The following is a 13796-nucleotide window of genomic DNA, read 5'->3' as shown; positions in this document are numbered from 1 at the left end:
CAATACCACGGGCTTTCAATCGCAAAAATATGCAAATCAGCAAAACGACTACCACCAAATTTATGTCACTGGCGTAGCTTTTTTTATCAACAGATCGCCTCGGCAGCAACAAATGCTTGCATAAGATCAGCAATTAAATCACGTGAATCTTCTAAACCAACCGATAGCCGTAATAAAGAAGTTGAAATCCCTGCCGCTCGCTGTTCGTCATCAGTCATTGCGCGATGGGTCATCGATGCGGGATGAGCAATTAAACTCTCCGTTCCCCCTAATGATTCTGCTAATGAAAATAACTGTAGCGTTTTTACAAACAATTCCAGTTGTTGATAACTTCCAGCAAATTCAAAACTCATCATCGACCCAAAACCACGTTGTTGACGCTTAGCAATCTCATGCCCTGCATGGGTCGGTAAACTTGGATGATAAATGGTGCCAACCAGCGGTTGTTGCTGTAAATAAGCCAGTACTGCCGCACCATTTTCTTCATGCATCCGCATTCTTGGTGCTAACGTGCGTAATCCACGTAAGGTCAAATACGCATCAAAGGGTGCCCCCGTTGCACCAATACAATTGGCCCACCAACTTAGATTTTCCGCCGCCGCTTGGTCTTTAGCAATGAGAACACCCCCGACAACATCAGAGTGGCCATTAATATATTTGGTGGTTGAATGCACTACAAAATCAGCGCCAAGCGATAATGGCTGTTGTAATAATGGTGATAGGAAGGTGTTATCAACCGCAACTTGGCAACCAACCGTCTGTGCTTGTTGGCAGATCGCCGAAATATCAATCACGCGCACTAAAGGATTAGAGGGGGTTTCAAGCCATAGCAAGGTTGGTTTTTGTGCGAACGCCGCCGCTAAGGCCTCAGAATCAGATTGATCAATAAACAGCACCTTAAAATCGCCTTTCTGCGCGCGAGTATTAAATAAACGGTAACTGCCACCATAACAATCATGGGGAGCAATCAATAAATCATCAGGTCCCAAGAGCGCTGAGACCAATAAATTCATCGCAGCAGTACCACAACTAGTCACTACCCCACCCGCACCGCCTTCCATATCACTCAAGGCATCAGCCAATGTATTTCGAGTCGGATTACCTGAACGGGAATAATCATACTGCGGTAACTCACCTAAAGCGGGAAAACTATAGGTTGAAGTTAAATAAATGGGCGGAACAATTGCATTGTATTGTGAATCAACATCAATACCGGTACGAACTGCAATAGTTGCAAGCTGCTTATCACTCATAATAACGTTCCTTGTTATAGGGGGTGAGCCCTGAAATAAATAATGGTCACGGCAATAACCTTAACCACATCAAAATGAGACGTCAACACAGCTAGACGTCTATATGTCTTTGCTTATAGCGGTAAATCCCGCTAAAATTCAATAATTGAAAAAAATAGTCGTGATCTAGTAACTGTTATATGCCACGGTAGAGGACAAACTAACGATGTTCACGTAATATCGCCGCCTATCATGACTATGTACTAACAACCGTCATCGCGACATTGTTATCACCATTAATTAAACATCGCTGAGAAGGTAAAACATGGCAAAGTGGAATGGCGAATATATTAGCCCTTATGCAGAACACGGTAAAAAAAATGAACAAGTAAAAAAAATTACAGTGTCTATTCCATTAAAGGTTCTCAAAATTCTTACTGATGAACGTACTCGCCGTCAGGTCAATAACCTGCGCCACGCTACCAACAGTGAATTACTCTGTGAAGCATTCCTACATGCTTACACAGGTCAACCATTACCAACCGATGATGACATTCGTAAAGACCACCCAGATGACTTGCCCGCAGAAGCAAAAGCATTAATGGATGCAATGGGCATCAGTTACGAAGACATTAATGAATAGCATGTATATGAAATAGCAAAAAACCAGCACAAATGCTGGTTTTTTTACATCTGATAAATTTCAGTTATAAAAAAAGGGATGCTTGCGCATCCCTTTTTTTTAAAAATTCATCTGGCAAGTAATTACTTGCTAGTAAGCGCACCAAAACGCTTGTTGAATTTGTCCACACGACCGCCAGAGCTAACTTGACGTTGCTTACCAGTGTAGAATGGGTGACACTTATCGCATACATCAAGGTTGATGTCTTTACTCATAGTAGAGTTAAATACGAAAGTGTTGCCACAAGAACAACGTGCGTTTACTTCTTTGTATTCTGGGTGGATACCTTGTTTCATGGGGAAACCTCAAGTTAAGGCCGTGTCGCTCTCCCGATCCAAAGCCGGGCACCACACGTGATTAATAAAATAGTCTGCCGTAAATTTACGACAAATCAGGCGGCGTATAGTAATCAATCATTATCAAGAGATCAACTCAGACGCTGTTTTTTTATCACTCTTTGTGTTCATCACTAAAACAGTAATTAATGATTGCTACATAGCAACACTTATTCCATATCACGTGATCTGTTACTATTTAGTACAAGTTCAATCAAAGCGATAAAATATGACCCCCCCAATAGCGCGCGTTGCTTTACCTGTCCCGTTAGATAAAATATTTGATTATCTCATCAAACCCAATGCCACTCCTGTGATCGGTGGACGCGTGCTTGTGCCTTTTGGTCGCCAACGATTAGTGGGAATAGTAGTTGCTATCGGTAACGATTCTGATTTCCCAATCCAACAATTAAAACCGATTCAACAAGTGTTAGATAATCAACCTTTATGGCAACCCGCTCTATTTAGCTTATTAAAATGGGCCAGTCGCTATTATCAATATCCATTAGGTGATGCTTTAGCCAATGCCATGCCTGCTTTATTGCGTAAAGGTCGAGAAGCCTCAACCGCACCACTAAAATACTGGCAGCTTAGCGAAGCGGGTCGTGATCAACCGTTAAATGGTTTAAAGCGCGCCCCTAAGCAAGCTCAAATTCTAAATCTATTACGTCATGGCCCACTCAGTCATGAAAGCTTACTCACCCATGACGTCAGTAGTGCGACCTTAAAAGCCGTTACACAAAAAGGCTGGATCACAGAACAACAACAACAGCCCAAACAACATCAATGGCAACCGCAATTTGAGATCACAGAACAAAAGCCACGTTTAAACGAAGAGCAAGCGTTAGCCATTGCCACGGTTAACAGCAATCCCGATTTTGGATGTTATCTATTAGATGGCGTCACAGGTTCAGGCAAAACCGAAGTTTACCTTAACCTCTTAGAGCCCATTTTAGCGGCGGGTAAACAAGCATTAATTTTAGTCCCTGAAATCGGCCTAACGCCACAAACCATCAATCGTTTTAAGCGCCGTTTTAATGTGCCATTAGAAACCGTACACTCAGGCCTCAATGACAGTGAACGCATGACAGCGTGGTTGGCAGGACGTGATAATCAAGCAGGGATCATTATTGGTACCCGTTCAGCATTGTTCACTCCCTTTGCGAATCTAGGGATTATTATTGTTGATGAAGAACATGATGCTTCATACAAACAACAAGACAGTTTACGTTACCATGCTCGTGATCTGGCAGTAATGCGTGCCAATAAAGAAAACATTCCGATTGTTTTAGGCTCAGCAACACCCGCATTAGAAACACTACATAACGCCCAAACAGGTAAATACCATTACCTCACCCTCTCTAAACGTGCGGGTAATGCAAGCGCTGCACGCCATGGCGTAATCGATGTTAAAGGCTTGTATTTAAATGCAGGACTATCAGCACCATTAATTGCAGAAATGCGTAAACACCTCAATGCAGGCAACCAAGTGATGTTGTTTCTTAACCGTCGCGGTTTTTCGCCAGCAATGATGTGTCATGAATGTGGTTGGATTGCGGAATGTGACCGTTGTGATGCGTATTATACCCTTCACCAACAATCGGGGGAATTACGCTGCCATCACTGTGCGACTCAAAGACCAATAATGCACCAATGCCTACAATGTGGATCAACGCAATTATCGCCAGTGGGTGTCGGTACCGAGCAGCTTGAAGCGCAACTTGCAGAGCTGTTCCCTGAATTTAAAACAGTACGTATTGACCGAGATAGCACCCGCCGTAAAGGCGCATTAGAAAACTATTTAGAAGCGATTAAAAACAATGAATATCAAATTTTAATCGGTACTCAAATGCTCGCTAAAGGTCACCACTTTCCCAACGTCACCCTAGTGGCATTAATTGATGTTGATAGTGCGTTATTTAGCAACGACTTTCGAGCATCTGAACGATTAGCACAACTGTTTATTCAAGTTGCAGGCCGCGCTGGACGCGCCAGTAAACCAGGGGCGGTATTATTACAAACCCACCATCCTGAACATCAACTGCTACAATCATTACTGCATAAAGGCTATGGCGTTTTTTCTCAAGCAGCATTAATTGAACGTCGCCAAGCATTGTTACCACCGTTTACTCACCTCGTATTATTGCGCGCAGAAGCCAATGATAGCGATTTGGTATGTCAATTTTTACAACAAATTCGTGCAATTTTTGAAGCCAGTCCGGTGTACGATCAAGACTGTTGTGTATTGGGGCCCAATCCCGCTCCGCTTGCTCGCCGTGCTGGACGATTCCGGTGGCAATTAATTTTACAAATACCTAATCGAAATAAGCTTCAACAAATGCTGAGCATTGCAAAACCGGCAATCCAACTCTTACCTTTAGCTAAAAAAATTAGGTGGTCGATTGATGTTGAACCACAAGATTTAACTTAAACTACACAATGCGATGCATCTCACATAGCGAATGTAATTTATGCTATTGAAAGCATGTTTCAACTTATGCATCCATTCTACAATATGCCTATGAATTGACGTTTTTCAGTCAGTTACAATTAGTTGGCAAGTCTATCTGAATACATTTTTGCGTCAGATAGCCAACTGTAAATCAGAAAGATCATGCAAAAGAGGAAAGCACTATGGCGACAATGAAGGACGTTGCCCAGCTAGCCGGGGTATCAACCGCGACCGTTTCACGTGCGCTCATGAACCCGGAAAAAGTATCGGCCTCAACCAGGAAAAAGGTCGAGCAAGCCGTAATGGAAGCTGGATATTCACCAAACTCACTGGCACGCAATTTACGCCGCAATGAATCAAAAACTATCGTTACCATTGTTCCCGACATCTGTGATCCCTACTTCACTGAGATCATTCGTGGTATTGAAGAAGCGGCAATGGAAAATGGTTATTTAGTGTTGCTCGGTGACAGCGGTCAGCAACAACGTCGTGAAAATTCATTCGCTAATTTAGTCTTTACTAAACAAGCTGATGGTATGTTGCTACTGGGTAATAATTTACCCTTTGACGTTAGTAAACCTGAGCAGAAAAACCTACCGCCATTAGTGATGGCGTGTGAATATGCGCCAGAGCTTGAATTACCGACGGTGCACATTGATAACTTAACCGCGGCCTTTGATGCGGTGAATTATCTCACCCAAATGGGCCATAAACGCATCGCCCAAATTACCGGCCCTGATAAAGCTGCCTTATCGCAATTTCGCCAGCAAGGTTATCAGCAAGCACTGCGTCGTGGAGGCATTACTTTAAACCCAGCCTACACCATTAAAGGTGACTTCAGCTTTGCCGCAGGAGCTCGTGCTATTACTGCGCTGCTAGCTTTACCTGAACCACCAACCGCATTATTTTGCCATTCTGATGTCATGGCGATTGGCGCAATGCAACAAGCAAAACGTTTAGGTTTGCGCGTTCCGCATGACATTTCTATTGTCGGTTTTGATGATATTCAATTTGCAGAATACTGCGATCCACCATTAACGACGGTTTCTCAACCTCGTTATGAGATCGGCCGCCAAGCAATGATAATGCTACTTGAATTGCTCAAAGGTAAAGATGTGCAAGCAGGTTCACGATTATTAGATGCAAAACTGGTTATTCGTGAAAGTGCTGCGCCACCAAGTCGCTAATTAATCTATCCCCCCATATTTGACACGTTACCGCACCAAGATCATAAAATCTGGTATCGTTGTTACAATATGGGGTTAATTATCAACGAAACAGCGATAATAACTGGTCAGGATCAATCCAACTTTGTAACATAGAGACCTATCTATCTTCCCAAACTAATTTGTCGATATTGTGGCTACTAAAGATTATGTAAAACGCGGACGCTCAGCAAAAGCGGCGTCACCAAAAGAAAAAGCTAACCCTAAAGGCAAAAAAATGCCGACAACTGGTTTTCCAACCAAGTGGGCAGCTTTCGCTGTTATTTTAGTGTGTGGGCTGATTACGAGTTTATTTTTCCTTTCAGGGACCGATGTTCCTGAAAAGGAGCCAGCGATTCCTGCGGCTATTGTTATCAAACCGCAGCAACCTGCAAAAGTTAATACCAATGCCTTACCGCCAAAACCAGAAGAAAAATGGCGTTATATTCAAGAACTGGAAAATAAAAAAGTCATTGTTCCTAAATTAACCCAGAAACACGTCAGCGCCAAAGAGAAGCCAGCTAAGCCTTATTTATTACAATGCGGTGCTTATCATAGCCAAACCCAAGCGGATGAACGTAAAGCAATGATTGCGTTTCAGGGTTTAAATAGCCAAATAAAAGTATCAACCAATAACAAAGGAACTTGGTACCGTGTTGTACTTGGTCCGTATAAAGACAAACGTTTAGCAATGAATGATCAGAACAAATTACAACAACATGGCATTAGTCCTTGTGCCATTTGGTTCTGGGAATAGTCATCATTTCCATCAAAAAATCACTAAGGATGCCGCCATGGCATCCTTTTTTATATGTTCAATCATTATACCGCAATTATCACCAGCACCTTGAAAATCAGTCCCGCTATCCCCAGATCTAATAGCATTAACGATACCGGCTAACGTCGGAGCTGAATCAAAGAGGGTTTAACGTGACAACTATTGTATCTGTTCGTCGTAACGGCAAAGTCGTAATTGCTGGTGATGGTCAAGTCTCACTTGGCAATACAGTGATGAAAGGCAACGCGCGCAAAGTTCGTCGTCTCTATAACAATAAAGTACTTGCTGGTTTTGCTGGCGGCACGGCGGATGCCTTTACTTTATTTGAGCGTTTCGAGCGTAAATTAGAAATGCACCAAGGCCATCTATTGAAATCAGCCGTTGAGCTAGCCAAAGACTGGCGTACCGATCGTGCCCTACGTAAACTAGAAGCTTTATTAGTCGTTGCTGATGAAACGGGCTCATTAATCATTACTGGTAATGGTGATGTCGTACAGCCTGAACATGATTTAGTCGCGATTGGATCAGGCGGCAACTTTGCTCAAGCAGCCGCTATTGCATTATTAGAAAATACTGATCTTGATGCTCGCGAAATTGCTGAAAAAGCGTTAAATATTGCTGGTGATATTTGTGTGTTCACCAACCACAATCACACTATTGAAGAATTAGAAACTAAGTAAGGAAGTTGCAATGTCTGAAATGACTCCTCGCGAAATCGTTCATGAACTTGACCGTCATATTATCGGTCAAGACAAAGCCAAACGAGCGGTTGCGATTGCGCTGCGTAACCGCTGGCGCAGAATGCAGCTTCCTGAAGAGCTGCGTGTTGAAGTAACCCCTAAAAACATTTTAATGATTGGGCCAACAGGTGTCGGCAAAACAGAAATTGCCCGCCGTTTAGCAAAATTAGCGAATGCTCCGTTCATTAAAGTTGAAGCAACTAAATTTACTGAAGTGGGTTATGTTGGTAAAGAAGTCGAAACGATTATTCGTGATCTGACCGATGTCGCGGTCAAAATGATTCATCAACAAGCCACAGAAAAAGTGCGCGTCCATGCTGAAGAATTAGCAGAAGAACGTATTCTTGATGTGCTATTGCCACCCGCACGTGATGCATGGGGGCAAAACGAAGAAGCGCCAGCAGAATCAACCACTCGCCAATCTTTCCGTAAGAAATTACGTGAAGGTAAGCTTGATGATAAAGAAATTGAAATTGATATTGCAGCATCACAAATGGGTGTTGAAATCATGGCGCCTCCTGGTATGGAAGAAATGACCAACCAGTTACAAGGCATGTTCCAAAACCTTGCCGGCAATACCAGTAAAAAACGCAAGATGAAAATTAAAGATGCGTTAAAAGCAGCAACAGAAGAAGAAGCTGCAAAACTGGTCAATCAAGAAGAATTAAAAGAACAAGCGATTTTCGCCGTTGAAAATAACGGTATCGTCTTTATTGATGAGATCGATAAGATTTGTAAGCGTGGCGAATCATCAGGCCCTGACGTTTCTCGTGAAGGTGTACAACGTGATTTATTACCATTAGTTGAAGGCAGCACAGTGTCAACGAAACATGGCATGGTTAAAACCGACCATATTTTGTTTGTTGCATCAGGTGCATTCCAAGTCGCTAAGCCGTCTGATTTAATTCCAGAATTACAAGGTCGTTTACCGATCCGTGTTGAATTAGAAGCACTGACTAGCCATGACTTTAAACGTATTCTTACTGAGCCTAAAGCCTCTTTAACACAGCAATACGTAGCACTAATGGCAACCGAATCCGTTGATATTGAATTTACAGCTGATGGTATTGAAAGCTTAGCGGAAGCCGCATGGCAGGTAAATGAACGCACAGAAAATATTGGTGCTCGTCGTCTACATACTGTCATGGAACGTCTAATGGAAGAAATTTCTTATGATGCTAGCGAAAAAGCAGGTGAAAAATTCCTTATCGATGACGCTTATGTACAAGCACGTTTAGGTGAATTCGTTGCAGATGAAGATTTAAGTCGCTTTATTTTATAATCGAATTTAAACCAATAACTAACATTATAAACGGTGCGTTTTTTCGCACCGTTTTTTTTGTTCTTTAACAAACATTGATGGGATAAATTTGCGCCTGACCAAATTTACGCCATAATACCTTTTCAGTATTCACTTTAAGTATCTAATTTATGAACTCACCCTCTTCACTGACAATTTGGTTAGATGCCGCAAGACCAAAAACCTTACCGCTTGCTATCGCCTCTATTGTCTGCGGCAGCGCAGTGGCAAAGTGGCACGACAGTTTTTCTGCCAGTATTACCGCACTAGCACTATTAACTGCCTTGTTATTACAAATTCTATCTAACCTTGCTAATGATTATGGCGATGCCGTTAAAGGTACCGATAATGATGATCGTTTAGGTCCACAACGGGCAATGCAATCAGGCTTAGTCACCGCAGCAACAATGCGTAAGGCTATGATTATTAATATCATACTGACCGCAATAAGTGGCTTAACCTTGATTTTAATTGCCTGTAAAAACCCTCATGATATTGTTGGCTTTTTAATCCTTGGATTACTCGCGATTGGCGCATCAATTGCCTATACCGTCGGCAATAAGCCTTATGGTTATCGAGGATTGGGTGATCTATCAGTACTGATCTTTTTTGGATGGCTTGGGGTTGCGGGTACCTATTATCTTCAAACTGGGCAAATAGATTCACTGATCATGTTACCCGCAACGGCCTGTGGTTTATTGGCGGTTGGCGTATTGAATATCAACAACTTACGTGATATCGATAATGATAAAGCATGTGGAAAGCAAACATTAGTCGTACGAATGGGACCACAATGGGGACGTAAATACCACCTCGTATTACTGACTACGAGTGTGATCTTTTTTAGTTTATTTGCCCTATTGGAAGTAAAATCTGTCTTTGGGTGGCTCTTTATTCTAAGCCTACCATTACTGATTAAGCATGGTCGACAAGTGTATAATTCAACCAATGGCGCAGCACTTCGACCAATGATGGCAACCATGGTTAAATGTGCATTAATCACCAACCTCTTGTTTGCTATTGGTATGGTATTAGCGTAGTCACTGATACAAATTGCAATGCGATTTCAACTGGTTATAATTTGAACAATCGTTTTTTGTTTTTAGCTACCAATAAGAAGCCTGTCCATGGAATATAATACCTCTGAGCTTTGTGATATCTATCTCGATCAAGTTGACGTGGTTGAACCCATGTTCAGCTCTTACGGTGGCCGTAGTTCATTTGGTGGTCAAGTCACGACCATAAAATGCTTTGAAGATAATAGCGTTATTCATGAGGTATTATCTCAACAAGGTATTGGACGGGTATTATTAATTGATGGCGGTGGTTCATTACGCCGCGCTTTAATTGATCTCGATTTAGCACGATTGGCCACTGAAAACCAATGGGAAGGATTGATCATTTATGGCAGTGTGCGCCATGTTGATGAACTCGATCAGCTCGATTTAGGTATTCAAGCATTAGCGGCCATTCCGGTTGGCGCTGATCAACAAACCATTGGCGAAGTCGATGTTGCGGTGAATTTTGGAGGAGTAACCTTCTTACCTGAAGATTATATTTACGCGGATAATACGGGGGTTATTTTATCTCCAGAAGCGTTAGACATAGACTAATCTATTCCTCGACATACATGGCAACACATAAAACATCGGCTTGGCATATCACCCATTAAGCGTGCTACACCAAGCCGATAATCGTATTAAAATAAATACGCGATTATTCTACGCTATCCATTTTACCTAGTAGCGTACGTACGCGATCTTGCCATACGTTATGCTCGCCACGTAGCTTTTCATTATCTTGAACAAGACTCTCACGACCAGAACGTAGTTCTTGTGCTTCCATAGCTAGGCTATCATTTTTTTCTTTTAATTCATCAATTTCCATTTGTAGCAAAGAAATTGAATCTACAGCCATTTGAACTTTGGCTTCCAATTTTTCCAACATTTCTAGAGACATATTGTTCACCTGATCTATGCCCATATATTTACCTTAACAATTGAAGGTAATCTCTACGGACAGGGTTATATATATTTAGCGGCTATTCTAACGAGGCAATGGCCTGCTGACATCTACATTTCCTTTGCATTCGTGCAAATGAATGAAAATCATACAAGTCTGATGTAATTTTTGCAAAGTAAGCCAATATCAGCCTAATTTAGTCGTTAAAAACAGCTAAATTCAACGACCATTAGCACCTTTCACATCATTTTATACCGTTGATGCCTCGCTTTACATTCTGCTACCAACAATGTGGTATCCATGAACTTTCTCAAATTCTGCCCCACATTACCATGATAATTTAACCTTCCGATTTTATATTCCATTGTTACCACTAGCAACAACCACTCCTGTGTATTCTTAATATTACTATCAATGATCTCACGCCATCAACACGACAATAAAAACCCACCAAACGCTCACTTTAGAAAACAATTCACGTTCGAACGCACATTTTTGAGCCGTTATTATTTTAAAAAAAAGTAGATATTGTAAATTACAGCGCATAAAGGATAACGAAATACCCTACATTACTTATCAAAAGGACTGACAATATGGCAAGTTCCAAACCTAATGCGCTAGTCGGAGAATGTTTTGCGGAATTTATCGGTACTGGACTACTGATATTTTTTGGTGTTGGCTGTGTCGCGGCGATGAAATTAACCGGGGCTGACTTTGGTCAATGGGAAATAAGCATAATGTGGGGTCTTGGCGTTGCCATTGCAATTTATGTCACAGCGGGAGTTTCTGGTGCCCATTTAAACCCAGCCGTGACCATCGCCTTAGCCAGTTTCCATGGTTTCAATAAACGCAAAGTTTTGCCTTATATCATGGCACAACTATTAGGGGCTTTTGCCGCTGCTGCTCTAATTTATGGTTTATACAGTAACCTATTTACTGATTATGAAGCCAGCCATAACATTGTTCGCGGTACGGTCGCTAGCCTTGATACCGCCTCTATCTTTTCAACATTCCCTCACCCATCATTAAGTTTTGGTGGTGCTTTTGCGGTTGAATTTACCATTACAGCAGTATTAATGTTTGCCATTTTAGCCATTGGCGATGATAAAAATGGTGCGCCTCGTGGTGCAATGGGCCCTTTGCTCATCGGCTTAGTCATTGCCGTTATCGGCGGTTCATTAGGTCCACTAACTGGCTTTGCCATGAACCCTGCCCGTGATTTTGGCCCCAAATTACTCACTTTCTTTGCTGGTTGGGACAATATTGCATTAACAGGTGCTAAAGATATCCCTTACTTTATCGTACCAATACTGGCACCAATTTGTGGCGCACTATTTGGTGGCTGGGCATACCCTAAATTTATGGGTGTTTACCTTCCAGGTAACAAATGTACCCTACCAAATAAATGCGAAGGCAATACGGATACACCACAGGTTGATGCATAAAATTTGATCCACCCATAAAGTCAGAGGGCTATTAACCCGTCCCCTCTGTGACACCTACTTGACTATAATAAAGATAACGAGGAACTCATCATGACTACTGAACGAAAATATATTGTGGCGCTAGATCAAGGAACAACCAGCTCCCGCGCAGTGGTACTCGATCACAACGCTAATATCGTTTGCTCGTCACAACGCGAATTCACTCAAATCTACCCTAAAGCGGGTTGGGTTGAGCATGATCCTCTTGAAATTTATGCAACTCAAAGTTCAACCATGGTTGAAGCATTAGCCAAAGCAGGCATTCGTAGCGATCAAGTGGCAGCGATTGGTATTACTAACCAGCGTGAAACCACCATTGTTTGGAATAAAAAAACCGGTAAGCCTGTTTATAACGCTATCGTATGGCAATGTCGTCGCACGGCTGATATATGTGAAGAGCTAAAACAACAAGGTCTAACGGATTATATTCGAGAAGCAACAGGCCTAGTGGTTGACCCTTACTTCTCTGGCACCAAAGTTAAATGGATTCTAGATAACGTTGAAGGCGCACGAGAGCAAGCTGAAGCGGGTGAATTATTATTTGGTACTGTTGATACTTGGCTAATTTGGAAAATGACCCAAGGGCGTGTTTTTGTTACTGATTATACTAACGCCTCTCGCACCATGCTGTTTAATATCAACACTTTGCAATGGGATGAGAAATTACTGTCCGTATTGAATATTCCGCTATCGATGATGCCAGAAGTGAAAGCGTCATCTGAAGTCTACGGTCAAACCAACATTGGTGGTAAAGGCGGTACCCGTATTCCTATCGCAGGTATTGCAGGCGATCAACAAGCGGCGTTATTTGGTCAAATGTGTGTCTCCGCAGGACAGGCTAAAAACACCTATGGTACGGGCTGTTTCTTGTTAATGAATACTGGCAAAGAAAAAGTCACCTCGCATAATGGTCTGCTAACAACCCTTGCTTGTGGTCCAAAAGGTGACGTTGCTTACGCCCTTGAAGGTGCTGTTTTTATGGGGGGAGCTTCTGTTCAATGGTTGCGTGATGAAGTAAAACTACTTAGTGATGCTAACGATTCAGAATACTTTGCTGAAAAAGTCGGCAGTGCTAATGGGGTTTATGTTGTTCCAGCCTTTACAGGATTAGGTGCGCCTTATTGGGACCCGTATGCGCGAGGTGCGATTGTTGGCTTAACTCGCGGCGTGAATTCTAATCATATTATTCGTGCCACCCTTGAGAGTGTTGCTTACCAAACTCGTGATGTACTTGATGCGATGCAAGCCGATTCAGGTATCAAGCTTGATATATTACGTGTCGATGGTGGCGCGGTTGCCAATAACTTCTTAATGCAATTCCAAGCAGATATTTTAGCAACAGAAGTGCATCGTCCTAAAGTTACCGAAGTCACTGCTCTTGGCGCGGCTTATTTAGCAGGTTTAGCCATTGGTTTTTGGGATAGCATTGATGAGCTTAAACACAAATCACAATTAGATCGTAGCTTTACACCATGCGAAGACGATAAAAAACGTAATCGTCGCTACCGTGGTTGGCAACGTGCAGTTGAATGTGCCAAAGGTTGGGCATTTGATGAAGAAGATGACGACGAGTAATCATATTTAATAACACTTAAGGCCTGCTCGTAATAGCAGGCCTTTTTTATT

Annotated in this window: 12 protein-coding genes and 1 pseudogene; 10 read left to right on the top strand and 3 right to left on the bottom strand. The window is 42.3% G+C overall.

Annotated features, from left to right (window positions below):
* Window positions 1-86: 86 nt before the first annotated feature.
* Window positions 87-1253 carry an O-succinylhomoserine (thiol)-lyase gene (locus C9J51_RS13745; protein WP_045035945.1) on the bottom strand — a complete coding sequence of 389 codons (1167 nt, stop codon included), beginning with the start codon at window positions 1251-1253 and terminating at the stop codon, window positions 87-89.
* Between the two features lie 304 nt (window positions 1254-1557).
* Here C9J51_RS13745 and metJ point away from each other — a divergent pair, with 304 nt between their 5' ends.
* Window positions 1558-1875, top strand: a complete 318-nt coding sequence (gene metJ, locus C9J51_RS13740) for a met regulon transcriptional regulator MetJ (RefSeq protein ID WP_045035944.1) — start codon at window positions 1558-1560, stop codon at window positions 1873-1875.
* Window positions 1876-1997: 122 nt separating this feature from the next.
* Here metJ and rpmE read toward each other — a convergent pair whose 3' ends face one another.
* A complete protein-coding gene (gene rpmE, locus C9J51_RS13735; protein WP_045035943.1) occupies window positions 1998-2210 on the bottom strand; it encodes a 50S ribosomal protein L31 in 213 nt (70 codons plus the stop codon).
* A gap of 268 nt (window positions 2211-2478) precedes the next feature.
* Between rpmE and priA the strand changes: the two genes are divergently transcribed.
* The 7 genes and pseudogenes from priA (at window position 2479) to rraA (ending at window position 10337) form a co-directional block, all read left to right on the top strand.
* On the top strand, window positions 2479-4680 hold the full coding sequence (priA, locus tag C9J51_RS13730) for a primosomal protein N' (RefSeq protein ID WP_045039727.1): 2202 nt from the start codon (window positions 2479-2481) through the stop codon (window positions 4678-4680).
* Window positions 4681-4877: 197 nt separating this feature from the next.
* A pseudogene (gene cytR / locus C9J51_RS13725) lies at window positions 4878-5888 on the top strand (DNA-binding transcriptional regulator CytR); the annotation flags it as partial.
* 172 nt (window positions 5889-6060) lie between these two features.
* A complete protein-coding gene (locus tag C9J51_RS13720; RefSeq protein ID WP_045035940.1) occupies window positions 6061-6663 on the top strand; it encodes an SPOR domain-containing protein in 603 nt (200 codons plus the stop codon).
* 173 nt (window positions 6664-6836) lie between these two features.
* Window positions 6837-7364, top strand: coding sequence for an ATP-dependent protease subunit HslV (gene hslV / locus C9J51_RS13715; protein ID WP_045035939.1), 528 nt, complete (start codon window positions 6837-6839; stop codon window positions 7362-7364).
* 10 nt (window positions 7365-7374) lie between these two features.
* Entirely contained in the window at window positions 7375-8706 is a 1332-nt protein-coding gene (gene hslU, locus C9J51_RS13710; RefSeq protein ID WP_045035938.1) for an HslU--HslV peptidase ATPase subunit, read from the top strand.
* Between the two features lie 149 nt (window positions 8707-8855).
* Window positions 8856-9764, top strand: coding sequence for a 1,4-dihydroxy-2-naphthoate polyprenyltransferase (locus C9J51_RS13705; RefSeq protein ID WP_045039726.1), 909 nt, complete (start codon window positions 8856-8858; stop codon window positions 9762-9764).
* Between the two features lie 87 nt (window positions 9765-9851).
* A complete protein-coding gene (gene rraA / locus C9J51_RS13700) occupies window positions 9852-10337 on the top strand; it encodes a ribonuclease E activity regulator RraA (protein ID WP_045035936.1) in 486 nt (161 codons plus the stop codon).
* A gap of 103 nt (window positions 10338-10440) precedes the next feature.
* Here the strand turns inward: rraA and zapB are convergent, their stop codons facing one another.
* Window positions 10441-10683, bottom strand: a complete 243-nt coding sequence (zapB, locus tag C9J51_RS13695) for a cell division protein ZapB (protein WP_036789682.1) — start codon at window positions 10681-10683, stop codon at window positions 10441-10443.
* A 596-nt stretch (window positions 10684-11279) separates the two neighbouring features.
* On the opposite strand from zapB, the gene C9J51_RS13690 reads away from it, so the two are divergent.
* Both C9J51_RS13690 and glpK read left to right on the top strand, forming a co-directional pair.
* A complete protein-coding gene (locus C9J51_RS13690) occupies window positions 11280-12131 on the top strand; it encodes an MIP/aquaporin family protein (protein WP_045039725.1) in 852 nt (283 codons plus the stop codon).
* A 90-nt stretch (window positions 12132-12221) separates the two neighbouring features.
* A complete protein-coding gene (gene glpK / locus C9J51_RS13685) occupies window positions 12222-13745 on the top strand; it encodes a glycerol kinase GlpK (RefSeq protein WP_107237213.1) in 1524 nt (507 codons plus the stop codon).
* Window positions 13746-13796 lie beyond the last annotated feature (51 nt).

This window comes from Photobacterium iliopiscarium, assembly GCF_003026395.1.
Classification (GTDB): Bacteria; Pseudomonadota; Gammaproteobacteria; order Enterobacterales; family Vibrionaceae; genus Photobacterium; species Photobacterium iliopiscarium.
This window is presented reverse-complemented; position numbering and strand designations above follow the sequence as displayed.